We start from the raw sequence: 21,525 nt of genomic DNA, 5'->3' as shown, positions 1-21,525 counted from the left end.
TTTGACCATTGACCATGTCCACCTCAGCGCATAGCCTGACGAGGCAGCACCGAAATCGGGCACCGGGCCTCCGGCGGCGGGTGCTCGCGCAGCGGCTGAGGGGCGTCATCGAACCGCGGATGTCCGCGCACGTTCGGGTGCAATTCTTTTTGCCATGGGGGACACGGGTATGACTGGCTTGTCAGTTGGTGTACGAATTGATGGAAATGGCTCTGTCGCCGACTCTCTCTCAGGCCTCGTCGAGTGGCATGCGGCGCGGGATCCCGAGGCGCCGGCCGTGGATTATCCGGACACCGGAATCGTCCTGAGCTACGGCGAGTTGAGCCGTCGGGCGAACCGCTTGGCGGCGTACCTGGGCTCGCGGGGCGTGGGGATCGGCGACCACGTGGTCACCTGTCTGCCGGCCGGCCCCGAGCTGGTGGTCGCCCTGCTCGCGATCGTCCGGTCCGGCGCCGCCTACGTGCCGCTGGACCCTTCGCACCCGGTGGAGCGCCGGCGGCTGATCCTGGCGGACTGCGCCGCGCGGGCCGTGGTGACCCGGGACGACTACGCGGCGGACTGCGAGGGCCTGGGCGCGGACGTGGTCGCGGTGGACGCCCTCGCCGGGGAGATCGCCGCGCTGTCGGCCGACCTGCCGGACGTGACGCCCGGCCCCGAGGACGCCGCCTACGTCTGCTACACCTCCGGAACCACCGGCACTCCCAAGGGAGTCGTGGTCCCGCACCGCGCCGTACTGGACCTGCTGAGGTCCACCGACTACGTGCAGCTGACCTCGCGGGACGTCATGGCCCAGGCCGCCAACCCCGCCTTCGACGCGGTCACCTTCGAGATCTGGGGCGCCCTCACCGCCGGAGCCCGGCTGGTCGGGCTGCCCAAGGAGGCGGTGGTGGACCCGGCCGCGTTCGAGCAGGCCGTCAAGGAGCACGGGCTGACCGTGCTGTTCCTGACCACCGCGCTGTTCAACCAGATCGCCCGGGACCGGCCGTGGGCCTTCGGGCCGCTGCGGGTGCTGCTGTTCGGCGGCGAGGCGAGCAACCCCCGGCGGGTGCGCCAGGTGCTGGCGGCCGAGCCGCCGGAGCACCTGCTGCACGTGTACGGACCCACCGAGACCACGACCTTCGCCACCTGGTACGAGATCACCGAGGTCGCGGAGGACACCAGGACGATCCCGATCGGCCGGCCGATCGGCGCCACCGTCGCCCTGGTCCTCGGCGAGGACCTCCGGCCGGTGGCCCCCGGCGGCTCCGGCGAGCTGTACCTGGGCGGGCCCTGCGTCGCGCTCGGCTACCTCAACCGCCCCGAGCTCACCGCCGAGCGCTTCGTCGACGACCCGGTCGGGCCCGGAACGAGCCGGCTCTACCGCACCGGTGACCACGTCCTGCTGCGCGAGGACGGCGCGATCGAGTTCCTCGACCGGGTCGACAACCAGGTCAAGCTGCGCGGGTTCCGGATCGAGCTGGGCGAGATCGAGGCGGTGCTCACCGCGCACCCGTCCGTCTCCGAGGCCGTGGTCTCGGTGTACCAGCAGGCCGAGGACGACCGGCGGCTGGTCGCCCACGTGGTGCCGGCGGCGGCCGCCGCCGCGGAGTCGGACAGTCAGGTCACCGAGTGGCGGGAGATCTACGAGACCCTCTACGACGACGCCGGGTCCACCGACCTCGGCGAGAACTTCGTGGGCTGGAACAGCAGTTACGACGACCTGCCGATCCCGCTCGACCAGATGCGGGAATGGCGCGCGGCGACGGTGGACCGCATCCGCGAGCTCCGGCCGCGCCGGGTGCTGGAGATCGGCGTGGGCAGCGGCCTGCTGATGTCCGAACTCGCCCCGGACTGCGAGGAGTACTGGGGCAGCGACTTCTCCCCGGCGGCGATCGAGGCGCTGCGCGCCCAGACCGAGGCGGACCCCCGCCTGCGCGGCCGGGTCAAGCTGCTCTGCCGGGCCGCGGACGTCGTGGACGAGCTGCCGGCCGGCCACTTCGACACGGTCGTGATCAACTCGGTCGTGCAGTACTTCCCCAACGTCGAGTACCTGCGGACCGTCGTCGAGCGGGTGCTGCCGCTGCTCGCCCCCGGCGGCTCGTTCTTCCTCGGCGACCTGCGGAACCTGGACCTGCTGCGCTGCATGCAGACCGGCGTCGAGCTGGCCCGCTCCGCCGCCGCCGGGCACGACCGGGACGTCGAGAGCACCCGCCGGTCGATCGGCCAGCGGATCGAGCTGGAGACCGAACTCCTGCTCTCCCCCTCGCTGTTCACCGTGCTGGCCCGCGAGCTGCCGGCGATCCGCGCGGTGGACGTCCGGATCAAGCGCGGCACCCACCACAACGAGCTCAGCCGCTACCGCTACGAGGCCGTGCTGAGCACCGGCGAGCCGGTCGCGGACCTCCGGGACGCGCCGCGGCTCGACTGGGGCACGGACCTGCGCTCCACCGCCGAGCTCGAGGCGCACCTGCGGGCCGAGGCGCCCGCCGCCCTGCGGATCGCCGGGGTGCCCAACGCCCGGATCCACCGGGAGTGGACCGTGATGCGGGGCCTCGACTCCGGCGCCGGCCTCGCCGAGGCCGCCGAGCGGGCGGCGCGGACGGACACCGCACCCGACCCGGAGGAGCTGTGCGCCCTCGGCGAGCGCGCCGGCTACCGGGCGTTCGCGACCTGGTCGGCCGACACGGCCGAGGCCGTCGACGTCCTCCTGCTCGCCCCCGGCACCGAGGCCGGCCCGCTGACGGACGGCTACGCCCCGGACGCCGCCGCGACCCCCGCGGTCGGCGACTGCGCCAACACCCCCACCGCCTTCGACAGCACCGTCGACCTGGCGGTGACCCTGCGCGGTTACCTCCAGCGGCAACTGCCGGACTACATGGTCCCGGCCGCGCTGATGACGGTCGAGGCCCTGCCGCTCACCCCGAACGGCAAGGTCGACCGGCGCGCCCTGCCGGCCCCGACCCTCGCGGCCGCCATGCCCGGCACCCTGCCGGGGACGCCGATCGAGGAGATCGTCCGCGACCTGTTCGCGGAGGTCCTCGGGCTGCCGAAGCGCGCGGTGTACGCGGACTCCGACTTCTTCGCCCTCGGCGGGCACTCGCTGATCGCCGCGCGCCTGGTCGCCCGGCTGCGGGCCACCCTCAAGGTCGACCCCGGCACCCGGGCGCTCTACGAGGCGCCCACGGTACGGGGGCTGGCCGCCCTGGCCGGCGACCCGGACCGTTCCGGCGGTCCGGGCGGGGCCGGCGACCCGGACCGTTCAGGCGGTCCGGGCGGGGCCGGGGGCGGGACCGGCAACCTCGTGCTGCCCGTGCGCTTCGAGCGGGCCCTGGACGTCAGGGCGCTGGAAGCCGCGCTGAAGGACCTGGCCCACCGGCACCTGCCGCTGGCCGGCCTGCGGGTCGACGCGCTGACGGCCGAGCCGCCGGGGAAGGCCGGCCAGGACGAGCTGGTGGCGGACGCCGCCCGGCGCCCGATAGGCGCCGAACTCCCCGGCACCGCACGGCTGTTCGCCTTCGCGCCGGACGACCACCTGCTGCTGCTCACGCTCCGCCCCGAACTGGTCGACGTCTCCTCGTACCTGCCGCTCGCCGCGGACCTGGTCCGGGCGTACGAGGCGCGCTCGGTGGACGAGGCGCCGCGCTGGCCGACCGCCGCCCTCCCCGGCGGCGCCGCGAGGCCCGAGCCGGCGGCGGACGCCCCCGAGCCGACCCCGCTGCCGACGGCCGCGCTCGGCGGCGCGCAGGCGGGCACCGCAGCGGCGGGCGCGACGCGGGAGGCCGCCGACCACGCCCCGGTCGGCCGGGCGGAAACCGTCATCGACGCCGAACTGCACCGCAGGCTGGACCTCTTCACGGCCGAGCGGGGCGCCACCGTCCTGATGGTGGCGCACGCCGCCCTGGCGGCCCTGCTCACCCGGCTCGACGCGGGCACCGACCTCGTGCTGGCCACCCCCGTCCCGGTGCGCGGCGGCGACGACCTGCGGCACGCCGTCGGCCGGTACACCCGGACCGTGCCGCTGCGGACGGACACCTCGGGCGACCCCTCGTTCGGCGCACTGCTCCAGCGGGTCCACGCGGCCCAGCTGGCGGCGTTCCGCCAGGAGCCCGTCCCGGCCCGTCCCGGCGGTGTGGTCCTCTCCGTCGCCCCGCAGGCCGGTGCGACCTTCGAGACCGCCGGCCTGGTGGTCCGCGCCGAACAGCCCCGCCGGCCGCACCCGGACGCCGAGCTGGCGCTGGTGCTGACCGAGCGGCAGAGCGCGACCGGCGAGCCGCTGGGGATCGAGGTCGAGGCCTCGTACCGCTCGGACCTGATCGGTGCCGGGGCGGTCGCGGCGCTGCTCGACGGCCTGGTGACGCTGCTCGGTTCGGCCCTCGACCAGCCGGGGCAGGGCATCGGCGCGCTGCGGCTGCTCTCGGACGAGGCCCTGGAACGCTCCCGGCCGGCCTGGGCCGGGGAACGACGGGCCGTCCCGCTCCGTACGGTGCCCGAGCTGTTCGCGGACCGGGTCCGGGAGCAGGCCGACGCCGTCGCCCTCGACGACGGCTCCCGGGCGCTGACGTACGCGGAGCTGGACCATCGCTCCGACCGGCTCGCCCGCACGCTCGCCGGGCACCGGGCCGGGCCGGGCGCGGTGGTGGCCACCGCGATCGCCTCCCCGCTCGGGTTCGCGACGGCGGTGCTGGCCGTCGCGAAGGCGGGCGCCGTCTGCTGGCCCGTCGACCCGGCGGCGCTCCCGGCGGCGCTCGCGGAGCGGGTCGGGGTGCTCCTCCTCGACGCCGACGCCGAGCGGGCCGTGCCGGAGCTGGGCGCCCCGGCCGTCCGACTGATGCTCGGCGGAACGTCCGGCGACGCCCTCGACGACGGCCGCCCGGACCGGGCCGCCGAGCCGGTCGGGACGCCAATCGGGGCGCCGGCCCCGCAGCGCCCGGTACTGCTGGCCGGCACCGACACCCCGCAGGTCGGCGAGGTGCTGATCGGCGCCGAGGGCATCGCCACCGCCGCCGCCTGGCGCGCGGCCGAGCAGCCGGGCACGCGCGGCGCCTGGCTGCACCCGGGCTACCCCGGCCCCGCCGCAGCGCTCGACCTGCTGGAGGCGCTCGCCGCCGGAGCCACGGTCCTGGTGCCGGACGCGAAGCGGTACGACGACCCGTCCGGCCTGGCCGACTGGCTGCGGGACGGCGGCGCCGACCACGTCGTGTCCACCGACCCGCTGCCGGCCGTACTGGCCGAGGCGTACGCCGAACCCGGGCGCGCCGCAGGCTCGCCGGCCTTCCTCACGGTGTCCACCGACCGGGACGAGGCGAGCCCCGGGACGCACGCCCTCGCCGACGCCCACGGCCTCACGCTGACCGTCCGGGCCGGCCGCCCCGAGGCCCGTACGGTGGTCGTCCACCGGCCCGGCGCCGTCGCGCGACCGGCCTGGAACCAGCGGGTCCACGTGCTCGACGCCCAGCTGCGCCCGGTGCCCCCGGGCGGGACGGGCGCACTGTACCTGGCGGGCGCGAGCCTCGCGCTCGGGTACGCCGGCCGGCCCGACGCGACCGGGGACCGCTTCGTCCCCGACCCCTTCGAGGCCTCCGGCGAGCGCATGTGGCGCGCCGCCCGTGCCGCCCGGCACGGCTCGGACGGAAGCCTGGAGATCCTCGACGAGCCGTGGTCCGAGGACCCCTTCGAGGACGAGTACGGGACCTTCGTCGTCCTCGCCGACGACCGTGACCTTCCGGCCCTGTGGCCCAACTCCGTTCCGGTGCCCACCGGTTGGCGGGTGGTGCACCCCGAGGACCTGCGCGACCTGTGTCTTGACTTCCTCAACGAGCACGCGGCGGCCGGCCTCCGGCCCGGCGGTTGATCCCGCCTCCCGCCTTCCGCCTTCCGCCTCCCGCGCTCCAAACCCCTCACGAACACAAGGTTCATCCATGACTGCGATGGCACACATCCCTGCAGCTGACGGACAGGCCGACACCCAGGGCCGGTTCCACCACATCCTCGAACTGACCGAGCAGGACGCCCGCGCGGCCCACGAGCTGGCCGCGGACTGCGTCAGGACCTTCAAGGCCGCCAACGACCTGCGCTTCCTGGACGAGGCCCCGGTGCTCGCCCAGGAGCTGCCGCTCGCGGTGCGCCGCCACCTCAACGACGCGCGCCGGGACGAGCGGACGCACGTGACCGTGATCAGCGGCAACATCGTCGACCAGCGCGCGCTGGGCCGCACCCCCGCCCACTGGAGCGAGGCCGACACCGAGCCGAGCCACGTCTACGGCGCCCTGCTGGTGCTGTACTCCGCCCTGCTCGGCGACGTCATCGGCTGGGCCACCCAGCAGTCCGGCCGGCTGGTCACCGACGTGCTGCCCAGCCGCGGCTACGAGCAGAGCCTGATCTCCGCCTCCAGCGAACTCGAGCTGGGCTGGCACACCGAGGACGCCTTCTCCCCCCACCGCGCCGACTGGGTGGGCCTGTTCGCGCTGCGCAACAGCACCGAGGTGGCCACCACCGTCTCGCACGTCGACGTCCGGCGGATGCCCGCGGACGTGGCGCGGGTGCTCGCCCAGCCCAGGTTCGTCGCGATCCCCGACTCCTCGCACGAGTTCGCCGAGGGCGAGACGCCGATGGACCCGGTCGCCATCCTCAGCGGCCACGCCGACGCCCCCGTGCTGCGCATCGACCGCGACTTCTTCCGGGCCCGGGCGGACGACACCGAGGCCGCGCGGGCCCTGGACTGGGTGGTCGCGCACCTGGACGCCAACCTGACGGACGTCTTCATCCGCACCGGCGACGTCTGCTTCGTCGACAACCGCAACGTGGTGCACGGCCGCCGCGCGTTCCGGGCCGACTACGACGGCGAGGACCGGTGGCTCAAGCGCGTCAACGTCGTCCGCGACCTGCGGCGCACCCGCCCCGGGCGCCTGGACGGCTCGACCCGCGTCATCGGCTGACCGGCCCGCCGTCCCCCGACTCCCCTCCCCAGCAACGCTCCAGCGAGGAAGCCATATGACCACGTCCCAGCGCCCCGTCGTCCTTCTGGTCGAGAGCCGTCGAGCGACCTTCACCGACAGCGTGCTCAGCCGCGACGACGTCTCGGTCGTGCTGCTGCGGTTCGACTCCGTCCAGCTCACCCCGGAGTACGTCGAGCGCACCGCCGACGTGCCGACCTTCACCCTGGCGACCGCCGCCCCGCTCGAGGAGGAGGCCGCCCGCTACCTGGCCTGGATCGAGACCGTCGGCGAGCGCCCGCAGTACTTCTGCAACCCGAACGAGGCCCTCCAGGCGTCCGCCCAGCGCTTCGCCGCCCTCGTCGGCCTGCCGCACCTGAGCGAGGAGCAGGTCGCCTGGGTGCGGAACAAGAAGACCATGAAGGACCGGTACGCCGAACTGGGCATCCCGCACGCGGCCTACCGTCCGGTCACCGTCCTGGCGGACGTCGAGGCCTTCGGCGCCGACCACGGCTGGCCGGTCATCCTCAAGCCGATCGACTCCGACTCCTGCATCGGCACCTACCGGATCGACTCGCCGGCCGGGCTCGCGGACGTCCCTCCGCTGGACCCGCAGCTGGAGTGGATGGTCGAACAGTACATCTCCGGCCGGGAGTTCCAGCTCTGCGCGGTGATCGCCCGCGGCCGGGTCGTGGACGCCTACCTGTCCAAGAACCCCCGCCCGATCATCGAGGTCCTGGACGGGGCGATCAACGCCAACATCACCTACGCGCCGAGCGAGCAACTCCCGGTCGACGCCAAGGAGCTGGCCCAGCAGCTGACCGACGGGCTGGGCATCCCGTACGGCTACCTGCACGGCGAGTTCTTCCTCACCGAGGAGGGCGAGTTCCACATGAGCGAGGTCGCGGCCCGCCTCAGCGGCTGCGAGGTGCCGATGAACCACGGGCTCGCGTACGGCTTCGACTTCCTGCGCGTCATCCTCGACACCTACGTCGACCGGGTCCCGGTGCCCGACTACACCCTGGACCGCGCGGTCGGCGACCTGCTGCTGCCCACCCGGCCCGGCCTCCTGGTGGGCATCAGCACCGAGGAGGAGCTGCTCCGGCTGCCCGGAGTCATCGGCGCCCACCTCACCGCCCAGCCGGGCGACCTGCTCGACCCGCCGCGCGCCTCGCACGCCAGCACCGGCTACGTCCACGTCGAGGGCGCCACCGCCGACGAGGTCGAGCAGCGCATGCAGGCCGTGCTCGACCACTTCGAGCTCAAGGTGGTGGACGCGTGACCGAGCCGGGACAGGAATCCCCGTTCGTCGCCCACGAGGCGCTGCCGGGCTACGCCGAGGCCGTCACGGCGTGGCTGGCCGACGGCACCGGCACCGCCGCGATCCCGGTGTGGACCGGCGCGCGGCGCGACCTGCTCGACGGGATCGCGCTGGCCCGGCCGGTCTACGCCGGCCGGCGCGCCCCCGAGCCCGCCGCAACCGGCGTGGTGGTCGGCGCCTCGCTGCCCGAGGAGGTCCGCCGCCTCGCCGGGCCGCTGGCCCGCACCTGGGTCACGAAGGTGTCGGACCTCCCCGACACCGGCTCCGTCCTCGTCCTCGGCAGCTACGCCGACCTGCGCGCGGACGACGTCCAGGAGGTCGTCGAGCAGACCTACGCCCAGAGCAGGGACCTGTTCCTGCTCACCGGCCGGGACGCCCACACCGTCAGCTGGGTCGTCGCCAAGCAGTACGCGGACGCCTCGCCGCACGGCGGGATCGGCGTGATCTCGGAACTGGACGCCCTGCCGGCGGCGCCCGGCACCGTCTGGTTCGGCGCCGAGGACGTCCGGCACAAGGACATCCAGGGCATCGCCCTGGACCGGGTCTGGCGCCGGGTGCTGTTCCACGGGAACGGCAAGGACGACCAGCTCAACCTCGGGCAGTTCACCCTCTGCGGGCTGAGCCCGGTCGGCGAGCGGGACCCGAACCTGGCGGGCCCCAAGTGCGCCTACGGGCTGGGCTGCACCAAGCCCGAGGAGAAGCTGATCCCCGCCCGGCGGATCAAGGCCGCGGAACTGGTGCTCGCCAACTGCTTCAGCGGCCCGCTCACCGACCACGCGATGTACGACCCGAAGTACGTGATCCTGCTCGACGCGCTGGACGGCCCGGCCCAGACCGTCGTCGCCACCCTGACGGCCTGCGACGGCGCGCGCCCGGAGAACCTCGCCTGGCTCACCGAGAGCTCCGGCGAGCGGAACGCGGCCAGGGCGATCAACGAACGGCTGAAGGACATCAACCCCTACCCGTCCTTCGTGCAGATCGGGCTGCGGTCCGGCGGGGCCGCCGAGTGGGCGGAGTCGGCCGCCGGCGACGCGTCCGTCTCCGCCGCCGCCTTGGCCGTGGACTCGGCCGCCTTGGCGGGGGTCTCCGCGGGGGTCTCCGCGGGGGTCTCCGCAGTGGCCTCCGCGGTGGCCTCCGCAGTGGCCGACTTCCCGCTGCACACCGTCGGGGCCCGGCTGTCCGGCCTGCTCGACAGCGGCCTGCTGGGCGAGGACTACCCGCTGCGCCCGCGGCTGCGGCAGCTCTCCGACGGCGTGCTGCGCTACGCGTCGCGCATCGTCGCGCTGTCGCCCCAGGACGGCCCGCCCGCGCTGGCCGCGATCGCCGAGGAGACGAAGTCCCTCGACCTCGCACTGGCCCACCGGATCGCCAAGCACCACGACGACGCCGTGCTGCAGTTCCCGACCTACTTCGGCGAGCGCAGCCTCGCGGAGGAGCCCGTCGACCTCGACTGGCTATGCAACTGCGGCCGACCGCTGCGCAGTTACACCCGACGGGGGCTGGTCCCGGTCATCGCCGACACGGTGCAGGGGCTGTGCGCGCGGTGCGGCGACGTGATCAACTCCCCGGTGGACGGCACGGAACTGCGGGTGTCGGCGCCCGACACGGTCGAGGCCGGGACGACCCTGCGGGTCTCGATCACCGTCGCTCCGCACCGGGCGGGCACCGTCAACACGGGTATCGTGCTGCCCATGTACCTGAACGCCCGTGCGCGTCCGGCCTTGAGCCGCAAGGAAGTTCGGGCCGGGGAGAGTGCCCGGTGCGACTTCGAGGTCGAGATCTCCGCCGAGGCCACGCCGCAGGCGTACTACTTCACCCCGTACGCGGTGCACGACCTCGGCATCTCCACCCGGCGCGTGCACTTCACCGTTTCCCCGCCCTCCCCGCCGGCTCCGGCCGGCACCGGCCGAAGCCCTGGGAGCCCGACCGCATGAGTCTGTCCCCGGCAGACAGTCAGACGTTCCTGCCGCTCCGGCACCGGGCGTTCCGGCAGCTCGCCGGCGGGCGGCTGCTGATCTACTTCGCCAACGCGATGGCACCCGTGGTGCTCGGCTTCGCGGTCCTCGACCTCACCGGGTCGACGACCGACCTCGGGTTCGTCGTGGGCGCGCGCTCGCTGGCCAACGTCGTGCTGCTGCTCCTCGGCGGCGTCGTCGCCGACCGGTTCTCCCGGACCCTGATCCTCCAGGGTTCGGCGGTCGGCGCCGCCCTGGTGCAGGCCGTCGTCGCGCTGAGCGTCCTGGCCGGCTGGACCTCGATCCCGCTGCTGGTCGTCCTCAGCGTGGCGAACGGCGCCCTGTCCGCGCTCTCGCTGCCGGCCTCGGCGGCGCTGACCCCGCAGACCGTGCCCGCGGACGTGCTGCGCCCGGCCAACGCGCTGATGCGGATGGCCACCAACCTCGGCATGATCGTGGGCGCCTCGCTGGGCGGTGTGATCGCCGCGCTGATCGGTCCGGGGTGGGGGCTCGCCGGCAACGCGCTCTGCCTGTTCCTCGCCGCGCTGTGCTTCCGCGGCGTCCGGATCACGGCGAGCGGCACCGACTCCGCCGAGCCCGCCGATGCCGCCGAGCCCGCCGAACGCTCCCGTCCGCTGCACGAACTGAAGGAGGGCTGGCGGGAGTTCACCGCCCGCACCTGGGTGGTGGCGGTGGTGCTCCAGTTCACCGTGGTGAACGCCGTCGTGGCCGGCGGCGTCCAGGTGCTCGGACTCGGCGTCGCCGACGACACCTTCGGACGCGGCCTGTGGGGCGCGGTGCTGGCCGCGCAGATGGCGGGCGCCGTCGCGGGCGGCTTCCTCGCGGCGCGCTCGCGCGCCCGGCACGCGCTGTTCCTGGGCGTGGCCCTGGTCGTGCTGGAGGCCGCGCCGCTGGTCGTGCTCGCCGAGGCGCCGGGGGCGCTGCTGCTCGGGGTGGCGATGTTCGTGAACGGTGTGGCGCTGGAGCAGTTCGGCGTGGCCTGGGACGTGTCGCTCCAGGAGAACATCCCGGCCGACCGGCTCGCCCGGGTGTACTCCTACGACGCGCTCGGGTCGTTCATCGCGCTGCCGATCGGCGAGATGGTCGCGGGGCCGGTGGCGAGCCGGATCGGGGTGCGGGCCGCGCTGCTCTGGGGCGCCGTGCTGGTGGTGCTGGCCACCGGGGCGGCGTTGCTCAGCCGCGACCTGCGGCGGCTCACCGTCGCCTCGGCGGCGGAGGAGCGGCCGGCCGAGCAGCCCGCCGGGGCCGCGTAGCGGGGCGGCTCCCGCGTGGTCGGGCGGTTCCCCGCGTGGTCGGGTGGTTGGGCGAGGCCCGGGTCGGATGTCATCCGACCCGGGCCGTCTGCTGTTCCCCCGGGCCGTCTGCTGTTCCCCCGGGCCGTCCGCTGTTCCCCCGGGCGTCCGCTGTTCTCGGCGGGTCAAACTCCCCCTTTCAGCACAACGGACCGCCTTCGCCCTCACCGGATATCTGCCGAACGGCAGATGGCAGGAGCCCGTGGATCGGCCAGGCTTGCGAGCGTGCTCACCTGCCCAGGGAGCGCGCCCCGAAGCCGAATCCGGCCGCAAGGAGGTCCCGGTGGATCGACGCCCGTCCGCACCAGCCCTGCTCGCCCTCGCGGTGGCCGCCCTCGTCCCGCTCGCCGGGTGCGCCGACGCCATGGACGCCACGCCCGAGGACAGGACCTTCGCGTTCGCCGGCACCAGCCTGAACGTCAAGTCGCACGGCGCGCCGGCCGACCTCGTCACGGCCGACCGCCAGGACGTCAAGGTCACCCGCTGGTTCGACACGAGCGGCAAGGTCGGCAGCGCCAAGGAGTCCTGGACGCTGCGGGACGGCGTCCTCGAACTCCGGGCGGGCTGTTCCGGGCTCGCGAACTGCGACACCAAGTACCGGGTCGAGGTCCCCAAGGGCGTCGCGGTCCTGCGGGACGGGCGCGAGACGGACCTCAAGGGCTGAAGCCGACGAGCCCTTCCGCGGGGAAGGCCGGGAAGACGGAGACCATGCTCGAACTGATCGACATCACCAAGGACTACAAGGGCGGCAAGCGGGCCGTCGACGGCATCACCATGCACCTCGGCCCCGGGATGCTGGGCCTGTTGGGGCCGAACGGCGCCGGGAAGTCCTCGCTCATGCGCATCGTGGCGACGGTCACCCGGCCCACGGCCGGCCGGGTCCGCTACCTGGGCGCCGACGCGGTGGCCGAACCGGACCGGCTGCGCCGGGAACTCGGCTACCTCCCACAGGACTTCGGGGTCTACCCGAACCTGACGTCGCGGGAGTTCCTGTCCTACCTGGCGGCCGCCAAGGGGATCGGCTCCCGCTCGGCCAGGGCGCGGATCGACGAGCTGCTCCAGCTGGTCAACCTGACCGAGGCGGTCAAGCGTCCGCTCGGCGCGTACTCCGGCGGCATGCTCCGCCGGGTCGGCATCGCACAGGCCCTGCTGGCCGACCCTCGGGTGATCGTGGTCGACGAGCCGACCGCCGGCCTGGACCCGGAGGAGCGGGTGCGCTTCCGCAACCTGCTCAGCGAGCTCGCGGCGGACCGGGTCGTGATGCTGTCGACCCACATCGTCTCCGACGTCGAGTCCGTCGCCTCCGACATCGCCGTGGTCGCGCGGGGCCGACTGCTGCGCCGCGGCGCGCCCGACGAACTGCTCCGGGAGATCGACGGGCAGGTCTGGGAGGCCGTGGTCGCCCCCGCGGACCTCCTGGAGGTACAGGCCCGCCACGTGGTCAGCCGGATGGTGCGGACGGGGAACGGCGTACGGCTGCGGCTGCTCGCCGCCGAGCAGCCCCGGCCCGACGCGGTCCGGGTGCCGCCCGACCTGGAGGACGCCTACCTGGGCGTCATCCACGGGGCGGGGGAGCGGGGCGGTGCCGGGTGGCCGGCCGGTCGGCGGGCGGTGCGGCGATGAGCGCGGCCGTGAACGCTCCCAGGAGGGCGGTGCCCGGGTCGTTGCTCGCCGCACTGGCGGTCGGCGACTTCCGCGACCGGGTGCGCCGGCCGGTGTACGCCGTGACGCTGCTCGCCGCGGTCGGGCTCGGCTACCTGGCCGTGCCGGAGGCCGGCGGCCACTGGACGATCATGGACGTGGGCGGCAACCGGGGCGTCTACAACAGCGCCTACGTCGGCGTCGTCACCGCCCTGGCCGGCGCGCTCTGGCTCACCTTCGGAGGCTTCTACGTGGTGCGCAGCGGCATCGCGCGGGACGGATCGACCGGGGTCGGCCAGATCCTCGCCGCGACACCGTTGCGCACCTCGCGCTACCTGCTGGCCAAGTTCCTGAGCAACCTGCTGGTGCTCGCCTCCATGGTCGGCGTGCTGGCCGTCACCGCGCTGCTGATGCAGCTCGCCCGCGGCGAGGACCGTACGGTCGACCCGATACGCCTGCTCGAGCCGTTCCTGCTGCTCTCGCTGCCCCTGATGGCGCTCACCGCGGCGGCGGCGCTGCTGTTCGAGACGGTGCCGCTGCTGCGGGGCGGCTTCGGGAACGTCGTCTGGTTCGTGCTGGCCATGGTGCTCGCGATCGGCGGGCAGTCGGCCTCCGCGCCGCTGGACGGCCTCGGGGTGCACCAGGTCGCGCGGTCGATGGGCGCGGCGCTGGAGGCCCAGCACGGGACGGCCGACCCGGGCGGGTTCAGCCTCGGCCTGACCAAGGTCGACAGCCCGCTGGGCACCTTCCGCTGGGACGGCTTCGACCCGTCCCCCGGCTTCGTCGTCGCCCGGCTGGCGCTGCTCCTGGCGGCGGTCGCGGTGGCGCTGCTGCCGGCCCTGTGGTTCGGCAGGTTCGACCCGGCGCGCGGGTCGGCCGGTAGGGCCGCGGTGCCGACGGGCGCCGAGGCCGCCGAGGCGGTGGGCGGGCCGGCCGTGCCCGACGGGCCGGAGCCCGTGGGGGCGCGCTGGGCGGCCGCGCCGGGCGCCCTGCCGCGGACGGAACCGCGGCGGGCGGGGGCTTTCGGCCGGCTGCTCGCGGGCGAGGTGCGCATCCTGGTGCAGGGTGTCTCCCGCTGGTGGTGGCTCGTCGCGGCCGGGCTGACGGTGGCCGGGTTCGCGCTGCCGCTGAACGCCGTCACCGGTCTGCTCCTGCCACTGGTGTGGCTGTGGCCGGTCCTGCTCTGGTCCCGGCTCGGCAGCCAGCAGGTCGAGAACGGACTGGAGGTGCTGCTCGGCGCCTACCCGTCGGCCCGGCGCCGGCTGCTCGCCGAATGGGCGTCCGGGCTGGTGCTCACCGCGGTGACGGGCGTGGCCCCGCTGATCCGCATGCTGGTGGCGGGCGACGCCGTAGGGGCGGCCTGCTGGCTCGGTGGCGCGCTGTTCGTCCCCTCGCTGGCCATGGCGCTCGGCGTGGTGAGCCGCGGCCACCGGCTCTTCCAGGCGGTCTACCTGCCGCTCTGGTGGATGCTCGTCAACAACGTCTCCGCCGTCGACTTCATGGGCGCCATACGCGTGGACGGCGGTCCGGCGGGGCCTGGGCCGCTGCTGGTCGGGGCGCTGTCCGCGGCGCTGCTCGCGGTGGTGTTCCTGGTCGGTTCCGTCCGACGGAACGTCAAGGGCTGAAGGACCGGCCGAAGCCGGGAGCCCGGCGCGTCGGCGGACGGACCGGGCTCCCCACGCGCTTCGGGTGGTCACCCGGCCGCGCGACTCGTCTTGTTCGGCTGCTCGCTACTCGCTACTCGCTACTCGTTCGCTGCTCGCCGCTCGTCGGCTGCTCGCTACTCGTCGTCGCCGAGGTCGCCCGCGAGGTCACCGTCCGGGGTGCCGCTGATCGCGTAGCCTTGCCGGCGCGCCTCGTAGCAGGCCACCGTCGCGGCCGCCGAGACGTTCAGCGAGCCGACCCGGCCCAGCTGCGGCACGAACACCACCTGGTCGCACAGCGCCAGCGCCTCGGGCGTGATCCCGCGGTCCTCGTGTCCGAGCACGAAGGCCACCGCCGGGGTCAGCTCGGCGGCGAACATCGGCACCGCCTCGTCCGCCAGCTCCAGGCCGACGACCTTGTAGCCGTCCGCCTTGGCCGCCGCCACGGCCTCGGCGACGGTCGGGACGTGCTCCACCTTCAGGTACTTGTCGGTGCCCATCGCGGCCTTCTGCGCGCCGGACGAGCGCACCGACGGGGTGTCCCCGACCAGGTACAGCTTCTCGGCGCCCATCGCCGCGCCGGTGCGGACCACCGAGCCGACGTTGAACGGCGACTGGAGGTTCTCCAGGATCATCGCGAGCCGGAACTCGTTGCTGCGCCGCCACGAGCGGTGCAGACGCTTCAGTTCGGTCCCGCGCAGCTGCTTCACGTCGTCGTACCTCGTCCACTCTCGGAGCCCTCGCCCACCTCGGGGCGGGGCCGCGCTTCCAGGATCCGCACCCCGTTGACCGATGTGACCCGGGTGGTCGGGTAGCCCTGCTCGTTCAGCCACTTCTGGAGCGAGTCCGAACCCAGGTGCTTCTGCACCACCAGGAACGCCGAGCCGTCCGGGGTCAGCCGGTCGAGCCAGTGCGTGAGCAGGCGGCGCAGCGCGGCCTTGCCGATCCGGATCGGCGGGTTGGAGTAGATGGTGGCGAAGCGGACGTCCTCCGGGACGTCGTCGGGCAGGGAGGCCTGGACGTTGCCGAGCCCCAGCGCTTCGGCGTTCAGCCGGACCAGCTCCAGGGCGCGCTCGTTGACGTCCACCGCCCAGACCGGGAGGCGCTTGCGGCGGCTCGCCCAGGTCAGCGCGATCGGCCCGTAGCCGCAGCCGATGTCCAGGATCGGGCCGCGCACCCGCGGCTGCGGGGCGTGCTCCAGCAGGATCCGGGTGCACGGGTCGAGCCGGCTGCGGGAGAACACCCCGGTGTCCGTGGTCAGTTCCAGGGTGAGGTCCGGGAGGGAGACCGTGATCGGCCGGCGGTCGCTGGCGACCTCGGGTGCACCGGTGAAGTAGTGCGAGCCGGACATGATTTCCCCGTCGTTCGTATGGGCCTCGGGGCCACCGGGTGGGTGTGGGTTAGCCCTTTGTACGGCACCGATCGTACCCCCGGTGGCCCGGACGGCGTTCCGGCCGCCGCCCTGCTCGCCGCCCTGCTCGCCGCCCTGCCCGCCGCTCCGGCCGCTGCCCCGCGGCGGTGCGGCCGGGTGGCGCGGTCAGACGGTGCCGGGGGTCTTGCGAGTGGCCACGTTGATGCGGTTCCAGGCGTTGATGGTGAAGCAGACCGAGATCAGCTGCGCCAGCTCGGCCTCCCCGAAGTGCGCGGCGGCCCGGGCGTACACCGCGTCCGAGACGCCGCCGCCGATCCGGGTGATCTCCTCGGCCAGCGCCAGGGCGGCCCGCTCGCGTTCGGTGTACACCCCGGCCGGGGCCTCCGGCCAGACCGGCAGCAGGTAGATCCGCTCGTCGGTCTCGTCGGCCTTGCGGGCGTCCTTGGCGTGCATGTCCAGGCAGTACGCGCAGCCGTTCAACTGGGAGGTGCGCATCTGGACGAGCTCGACCAGGGCGGGGTCCAGGCCCTCGCGGGCGGCGGCGTCCAGGGCGATCATCGCGCGGAACACCTTGGGGGCGGTGCGGGCGTATTCGAGGCGGGCGGGGGCCTCGGTGATCTCGGCGGCCAGGATGGTCACGGCGCTCTCGTTCGTCGTCATGGCTACGACCCTAGGCGCGGAATGAACCCCGTTCCTGGGTCATTCGGGAGGCGGTTTCATGGGTCAATCCACCGGTCGGCCGGGGGAATCCCGCACGTCCCGGCAACACGCCGGAGCGGAGTCGGCACGTCGCGTCCGGGCGCCGGACGGCGGATACTGCCAGTACCGCCAGCCGGGCCCGTGAAGGCCTCCGAACAGTGAGGACGGATGCCATGCCGCAGGAACAGCACGAGGAATACCTGATCGAGGAGACCGCCGAGACCGTCGAGCCCGACGAGAAGGCCCCCGAGGAGGACACCTACGACGAGGTGGCCGAACGCCGGGCCCTCGGCGCGGACCCGGCGACCAACGTCGCGGACGTCGTGGAACAGACCCGGCCGGTGCGGCACGACGAGGAGGAGTACCGGGAGTAGCGGGCGGGAGTACCCCTGCGGTTACAGGGCCCGGCGGCTACAGGGCCCGGCGGCGTTGCAGCCAGACGAAGGCCGCCCAACCCGGCAGCACCGGCAGGATCAGCGTCAGCAGGCGGTACAGCGCCACCGCGGCCAGCGCACCGCCCCGCTCCATCGACGCGGTCTGCTGGAGCAGCCCGAGCAGCATCCCGTCCACCGCGCCGGCCCCGCCCGGGGTCGGCGCCGCACTGCCCACCGCGTTGCCCACCAGGAACACCACCGCGACCGCGGCGAAGGACGGCTCCCGGCCGATCGCCCGGACACTGCAGTACAGGCAGGCGATCAGGCAGAGCGACACCAGCAGCTGGCCGGTCACCCCCACCGCCAGCCGGGAAGGGCTGCGCAGCAGGTCCAGCAGTCGCGGCAGCACCTCGGCCGTCAGCGGCCGCAGCCGCGTCGCCAGCCACCGCCGGGCCACCGGGATCGCCGACACCACCGCGAGCAGCGCGACCGCGCCAGCCAGCCCGCCGACCACCGCGGGCAGCGCGTCCAGTTCGGAGCTGCCCGGCGCGAAGTCCACCAGGTAGACGAAGGCGCCGAGCTGCAGCAGGTGCAGCGCAAGCCCGATCAGGTTCCCCACACCGACGCTGGACAGCGCCTGGGCCGTCGGGATCCCGGCCTGCTGCAGCAACCGGGTGTTCAGCGCGATCCCGCCGACGCCGCCCGGCGACACCAGCTTCACGAACGACCCGGCCACCTGCGCCAGCACCGCGTTGCGGAAGTCCAGCCGCTCCGGAACGAAACCGACGAAGCCCATGGCCGCCGCGACGTGGCTGGTCGCGGCGGCCAGCACCGCCAGCAGCAGCCACCAGGGATCGGCGTCCGCCAGGGCGGAGACCGGGTTGTCCTCCGCGGCGAACAACTGGGGGAGCAACAGCCACCCGGCCATCACCCCGCCCACCACGACCAGCAGCGTCCGCGGCCGCAACCGCTCCAGCCGCACCGGTCGGCCCACCACCTGCGGGCGGGTACGCAGGACCTCCGCGCGGATCTCGTCGAGCAGACCACCGGCCACGGCGGCGGGGGCGATGGGCCCGTCGCCCGCCGGAGGCGCGGCCGCGCGGGCGACGGCTGACCCCGGCACCGTGGACCGACCGCCCCCGGCCGCACCAGCGCCCCCGGCTGCGCCCCCGCGCGGGACGGCGACGATGCCCCCGGCCGCGTCGCCGGCCGTGTGGGCGTCGTGGTCCGTCGTGCCCGCGTCGTCGCGCCCGGCCCCGACGGCGGCTGTTCCCGCGTCGCTCGCCTCGCGCTCGCGCGGGACGGCGACGGTGACCGTGCCGGCGGCCCCGGCCGCGTCCCCTGCCGTGCCTGCGTCCTTCACCCCGCCCCCGCCCCCGCCCCCGCGCGTGCCCACGCCGGCTCCCGAGCCCCCGGCCGCCCCCGCGGCAGCGTGCTTCGCGTGCTGCTTGAGGGCGCGGCGGGTGGTGTGGGTGAGGGCGATGGGCTGGAGGAGCGGGAGGGCGGCGCCGACGGGGTCAGGGCCGAGGACGGCGGTGGCCGTGCGGACGGAGCGGGCGGCACCGGCGCGCAGGGCGAGGGTGGTGAGGAGTTGGGCGAGGTCGCAGCAGAGGACGAGTTCGGTGGCGGCGATGTCGCCGTCGGCGAAGTCGACCAGGTGTACCGCGCCGGAGTCGTCGATCAGCAGGGAGGAGGGGACGAGGGCGCGGTGGGCGATCTCGCGGCGCTGGAGCAGGGCGAGCTGCCGCCAGGCGTCGGTGAGCAGCTCGTCGGTGATCTCCTCGTCGGCGAGTTCGTCCAGGGTGCGCCCGGCCAGCCGCTCGTACGCGATGAGGGCGGTGTCCTGGCCGAGGCCGGCGGTGGCCGCGATGCGGCGGGTGCGGACGCCGGCCGCGAGGGCCGCGTAGGTGACGAGTGCCTCGTGCTCCAGCCCGGTGCGCGGGGAGCGCAGGACGCGCGGGTCGGGGGCGGTGCGCAGGCGCAGTCGGCGCCAGGCGCGCTGGACGGCGGCCGCGGTGACGGCCTGCCGGTCGAGGAGCTGGACGTCGAGCTCGGGGAGGCCGTCGGCCTGCCGGACCCGGTAGCGGTCGGGCCCGGCCGGCTTGGCCTCGACCGGGCGCAGGCCGCTGTCCCGCAGGGCGCGCAGGACCTCGCCGGGCAGTGGGCAGGGGTCGGGGGTGCCGACGGCGTACAGGGTGCCGTGGGCGCCGGTCCAGCCGATCAGCAGCCCGAGCAGGAGCGCGGTGGGGGTGGCGTACCCGCCGGTCAGCCCGGCGAGGCCGGAGAGGGCCAGGACGGTCCAGGAGAGGCGGCGTTCCCGGCTGCCGGAGGCGGTCATGAAGGCGAGGACGGGCGCGAGGTAGCCGTAGACGGGCTCGGTGTGCCCCAGCCCGCCGCCGGGCGGTGGCTGGGTGAGCGCGGTGAGCAGCGAGACCGGGGCGAGGCCGTCGGCCCACAGGTCGAGGCCGAGGGTGGCGCCGTAGGCGAGGACGGCGGCGAGCAGCCCGTCGGAGACCTGCTGGAGGGCGCGCCGCCGGTCGTGGCCCAGCAGGCGGCGGACGGCGAGGCCGACCGGGAGCAGCAGGACGGCGGCGGTGGTGAGCCCGTCGGCCAGGCCCGACAGCGGGCGCGGCACCAGTGCGGCCGCCTCGGCGACGTCGGCGGCGATGCCGCTGGTGGTGGCGCGGGCGTAGTCGGCGAGCAGCAGGGTGAGGGCGATGGCGAACAGGCCGCCGAGCAGCCGGATCAGGGCGACGGGCTGCCGGACCCGGTTGGTGGCGGGCAGCGGGCGGGTCCGGAACCGGCCGCTGCCGGTCTGCCCGGGTATCCGGGTGGTGGCCCGTGCGGTGCTGCCGCCGACCGGGGCCCCGGTGGCCCGGCCGTCGCTGCCGACGTCGGTGCCGCTGTTGTCGCCGTCCCGCGTCCCCGCGCCGCGCTGCCGCGCGGGCGCACCGCCGGGGTCGCCGCCGGTGTCGCCGTTCGTTCTCCCCGTCACGATCGCCACGGATGGCATGCTCCCATGCCGTCCGTGGGCGCGGAGCGGGGATTCGGTACTCCCCCGGGACGGGCGCCACGCCTGCCGGGCCGGTGACGTCGGTGGTGGGGGAGGGGCGGATCGTCGGGGGCAGGGGGATCGGCGGGATCGCCCCCGGGACGCCTCTCCGTGACCGTCGCCGGTCCGCGTCGGGAGGGCCCGGCCCCGGGCGCGCCCCGGTGGGCGAACTGCCGCCGGGTGGCGCGGATTTCGGCCGGTGCCGTAGCCACCGGCCGTCGTCACCGGCCGTCGCCGTCGGCCGTCTCCCCGGGCGGGGCGCCGCACCCCTCGCCCAGAGCGGGCGCCCCGCACCGGGGCGGCATAGCCTTCAGTCATGAGCGCCTGCGAAGACCTCGCTCTGGCCCCTCGGAACATCGAGCCCCGGCCGCCCGCGGACGGCTGCGCCGACTGCCTGGCGCAGGGCCGCCGGGACTGGGTGCACCTGCGGATCTGTCTGGACTGCGGGCATGTCGGCTGCTGCGACTTCTCGCCGCAGCGGCACGCCACCGCGCACTTCCACAACACCTCCCACCCGGTGATCCGCTCGTACGAGCCGGGGGAGGACTGGCGCTGGTGCTTCGTCCACGAGCTCATGGGCTGAAGCGGCTGAAGCGGCTGAGGTGCTCTCCCCTCTCCGCACGGCCTCTCCGCGGTGGCGCGGTCCCGCAACCCGGATAAAATCCGGACATAACGCCCGTGTGGCCTCTCCGGCCGGCACCCGTCCGGCCGGTGGCCGACGAAGGGAGGTCGACGATGACCAAGCGAATGCCCGGCAGTACCGCCAAGTTCCGCCAGGGAACGCAGGAACTGCTGGAGCGCCGGGGCATGGCGAGCCCGCCCACCCGGCTGGCGCCGGAGCCGAGCGCCGGCACGATGACCCACGCCGCCGCCGGATACGGCGCCGGCGAGGCCTTCCGGCACGGCGGAAGGAGCGCGCCGGGCACGACGATGCACGCGGCCCCGGCGATGCACGCCGAGCTCAAGGGGCACCGGCACCGCGGCGCGGAGAAGCACTCCGCCCACTGAGTCGCGGTACACCGCGGGGCGGGTGGCCGGACCGCGGCCGCCCGCCCCTGACGCGTGCTCAGGGGCCTTGCCGGGTCGGGCCGCGAGGAGGACCGCCCCCGCCACCCCCGCCCCGCCGGGCCGCGGGTGCCGGAGGGGCAGTGATGCTCCTATGGGCTGTCAAGCGGCGGTGAGCCAGTCGCGGTAGGCATTGGCGAGGTCGTCGTCTCGGCGGATTCCGCGTTCGAGGGTGGAGA

Annotated in this window: 15 protein-coding genes; 11 read left to right on the top strand and 4 right to left on the bottom strand. The window is 74.7% G+C overall.

Annotated features, from left to right (window positions below):
* Positions 1 to 154: 154 nt before the first annotated feature.
* The 8 genes from ACIQ87_RS22295 (at position 155) to ACIQ87_RS22260 (ending at position 14,766) form a co-directional block, all read left to right on the top strand.
* Positions 155 to 5,830 carry an amino acid adenylation domain-containing protein gene (locus ACIQ87_RS22295; RefSeq protein ID WP_402409412.1) on the top strand — a complete coding sequence of 1,892 codons (5,676 nt, stop codon included), beginning with the start codon at positions 155 to 157 and terminating at the stop codon, positions 5,828 to 5,830.
* A 67-nt stretch (positions 5,831 to 5,897) separates the two neighbouring features.
* Positions 5,898 to 6,914: a guanitoxin biosynthesis L-enduracididine beta-hydroxylase GntD gene (gene gntD / locus ACIQ87_RS22290; RefSeq protein ID WP_402409410.1), complete on the top strand. Its 1,017-nt coding sequence runs from the start codon at positions 5,898 to 5,900 to the stop codon at positions 6,912 to 6,914.
* A gap of 55 nt (positions 6,915 to 6,969) precedes the next feature.
* On the top strand, positions 6,970 to 8,193 hold the full coding sequence (locus ACIQ87_RS22285; RefSeq protein WP_402409408.1) for an ATP-grasp domain-containing protein: 1,224 nt from the start codon (positions 6,970 to 6,972) through the stop codon (positions 8,191 to 8,193).
* Positions 8,190 to 10,166 carry a hypothetical protein gene (locus ACIQ87_RS22280; RefSeq protein ID WP_402409406.1) on the top strand — a complete coding sequence of 659 codons (1,977 nt, stop codon included), beginning with the start codon at positions 8,190 to 8,192 and terminating at the stop codon, positions 10,164 to 10,166. Before ACIQ87_RS22285 ends, ACIQ87_RS22280 begins: the two co-directional genes overlap by 4 nt.
* On the top strand, positions 10,163 to 11,461 hold the full coding sequence (locus ACIQ87_RS22275) for an MFS transporter (RefSeq protein WP_402409404.1): 1,299 nt from the start codon (positions 10,163 to 10,165) through the stop codon (positions 11,459 to 11,461). Before ACIQ87_RS22280 ends, ACIQ87_RS22275 begins: the two co-directional genes overlap by 4 nt.
* Before the next feature lie 322 nt (positions 11,462 to 11,783).
* Positions 11,784 to 12,164, top strand: a complete 381-nt coding sequence (locus ACIQ87_RS22270) for a hypothetical protein (RefSeq protein WP_402409402.1) — start codon at positions 11,784 to 11,786, stop codon at positions 12,162 to 12,164.
* A gap of 44 nt (positions 12,165 to 12,208) precedes the next feature.
* The gene (locus tag ACIQ87_RS22265; protein ID WP_402409400.1) at positions 12,209 to 13,123 is read left to right on the top strand and encodes an ABC transporter ATP-binding protein; all 915 of its coding nucleotides are present in this window, start codon (positions 12,209 to 12,211) and stop codon (positions 13,121 to 13,123) included.
* The gene (locus ACIQ87_RS22260) at positions 13,120 to 14,766 is read left to right on the top strand and encodes a hypothetical protein (protein ID WP_402409398.1); all 1,647 of its coding nucleotides are present in this window, start codon (positions 13,120 to 13,122) and stop codon (positions 14,764 to 14,766) included. Before ACIQ87_RS22265 ends, ACIQ87_RS22260 begins: the two co-directional genes overlap by 4 nt.
* A 155-nt stretch (positions 14,767 to 14,921) precedes the next feature.
* On the opposite strand, the gene ACIQ87_RS22255 is transcribed toward ACIQ87_RS22260, so the two are convergent.
* From ACIQ87_RS22255 to ACIQ87_RS22245, 3 genes are all read right to left on the bottom strand, one after another.
* On the bottom strand, positions 14,922 to 15,494 hold the full coding sequence (locus tag ACIQ87_RS22255; protein ID WP_402409397.1) for a TrmH family RNA methyltransferase: 573 nt from the start codon (positions 15,492 to 15,494) through the stop codon (positions 14,922 to 14,924).
* Positions 15,491 to 16,135, bottom strand: a complete 645-nt coding sequence (locus ACIQ87_RS22250) for a class I SAM-dependent methyltransferase (RefSeq protein ID WP_392868040.1) — start codon at positions 16,133 to 16,135, stop codon at positions 15,491 to 15,493. The genes ACIQ87_RS22255 and ACIQ87_RS22250 overlap by 4 nt, the downstream gene beginning before the upstream one ends.
* A gap of 186 nt (positions 16,136 to 16,321) precedes the next feature.
* Complete coding sequence (locus ACIQ87_RS22245) at positions 16,322 to 16,816, bottom strand: carboxymuconolactone decarboxylase family protein (RefSeq protein ID WP_402409395.1); 495 nt, start codon at positions 16,814 to 16,816, stop codon at positions 16,322 to 16,324.
* A gap of 212 nt (positions 16,817 to 17,028) precedes the next feature.
* Here ACIQ87_RS22245 and ACIQ87_RS22240 point away from each other — a divergent pair, with 212 nt between their 5' ends.
* Entirely contained in the window at positions 17,029 to 17,229 is a 201-nt protein-coding gene (locus ACIQ87_RS22240) for a hypothetical protein (RefSeq protein ID WP_402409393.1), read from the top strand.
* Positions 17,230 to 17,266: 37 nt separating this feature from the next.
* Here the strand turns inward: ACIQ87_RS22240 and ACIQ87_RS22235 are convergent, their stop codons facing one another.
* Complete coding sequence (locus tag ACIQ87_RS22235) at positions 17,267 to 20,233, bottom strand: lysylphosphatidylglycerol synthase domain-containing protein (protein ID WP_402409391.1); 2,967 nt, start codon at positions 20,231 to 20,233, stop codon at positions 17,267 to 17,269.
* Positions 20,234 to 20,597: 364 nt separating this feature from the next.
* On the opposite strand from ACIQ87_RS22235, the gene ACIQ87_RS22230 reads away from it, so the two are divergent.
* Positions 20,598 to 20,864 (top strand): UBP-type zinc finger domain-containing protein, encoded by a 267-nt coding sequence (locus ACIQ87_RS22230; protein WP_392868030.1) that lies wholly within the window; start codon positions 20,598 to 20,600, stop codon positions 20,862 to 20,864.
* A 152-nt stretch (positions 20,865 to 21,016) separates the two neighbouring features.
* On the top strand, positions 21,017 to 21,289 hold the full coding sequence (locus tag ACIQ87_RS22225; protein WP_402409389.1) for a hypothetical protein: 273 nt from the start codon (positions 21,017 to 21,019) through the stop codon (positions 21,287 to 21,289).
* The last annotated feature ends 236 nt before the right edge of the window (positions 21,290 to 21,525 follow it).

Origin of the sequence: Kitasatospora sp. NPDC096204 (assembly GCF_044763205.1) — a bacterium.
GTDB lineage: Bacteria > Actinomycetota > Actinomycetes > Streptomycetales > Streptomycetaceae > Kitasatospora.
Note: the sequence above shows the minus strand (reverse complement) of the source record. Positions and strands in the feature narration are given on the sequence as shown.

Excerpts from the sequence above, each read along its gene's own strand:
- ACIQ87_RS22295 (WP_402409412.1), top strand. The coding sequence starts at position 155 with ATGGGGGACACGGGTATGACTGGCTTGTCAGTTGGTGTACGAATTGAT.
- gntD (WP_402409410.1), top strand. The coding sequence starts at position 5,898 with ATGACTGCGATGGCACACATCCCTGCAGCTGACGGACAGGCCGACACC.
- ACIQ87_RS22285 (WP_402409408.1), top strand. The coding sequence starts at position 6,970 with ATGACCACGTCCCAGCGCCCCGTCGTCCTTCTGGTCGAGAGCCGTCGA.
- ACIQ87_RS22275 (WP_402409404.1), top strand. The coding sequence starts at position 10,163 with ATGAGTCTGTCCCCGGCAGACAGTCAGACGTTCCTGCCGCTCCGGCAC.
- ACIQ87_RS22265 (WP_402409400.1), top strand. The coding sequence starts at position 12,209 with ATGCTCGAACTGATCGACATCACCAAGGACTACAAGGGCGGCAAGCGG.
- ACIQ87_RS22260 (WP_402409398.1), top strand. The coding sequence starts at position 13,120 with ATGAGCGCGGCCGTGAACGCTCCCAGGAGGGCGGTGCCCGGGTCGTTG.
- ACIQ87_RS22250 (WP_392868040.1), bottom strand. The coding sequence starts at position 16,135 with ATGTCCGGCTCGCACTACTTCACCGGTGCACCCGAGGTCGCCAGCGAC.
- ACIQ87_RS22245 (WP_402409395.1), bottom strand. The coding sequence starts at position 16,816 with ATGACGACGAACGAGAGCGCCGTGACCATCCTGGCCGCCGAGATCACC.
- ACIQ87_RS22240 (WP_402409393.1), top strand. The coding sequence starts at position 17,029 with ATGCCGCAGGAACAGCACGAGGAATACCTGATCGAGGAGACCGCCGAG.
- ACIQ87_RS22230 (WP_392868030.1), top strand. The coding sequence starts at position 20,598 with ATGAGCGCCTGCGAAGACCTCGCTCTGGCCCCTCGGAACATCGAGCCC.
- ACIQ87_RS22225 (WP_402409389.1), top strand. The coding sequence starts at position 21,017 with ATGACCAAGCGAATGCCCGGCAGTACCGCCAAGTTCCGCCAGGGAACG.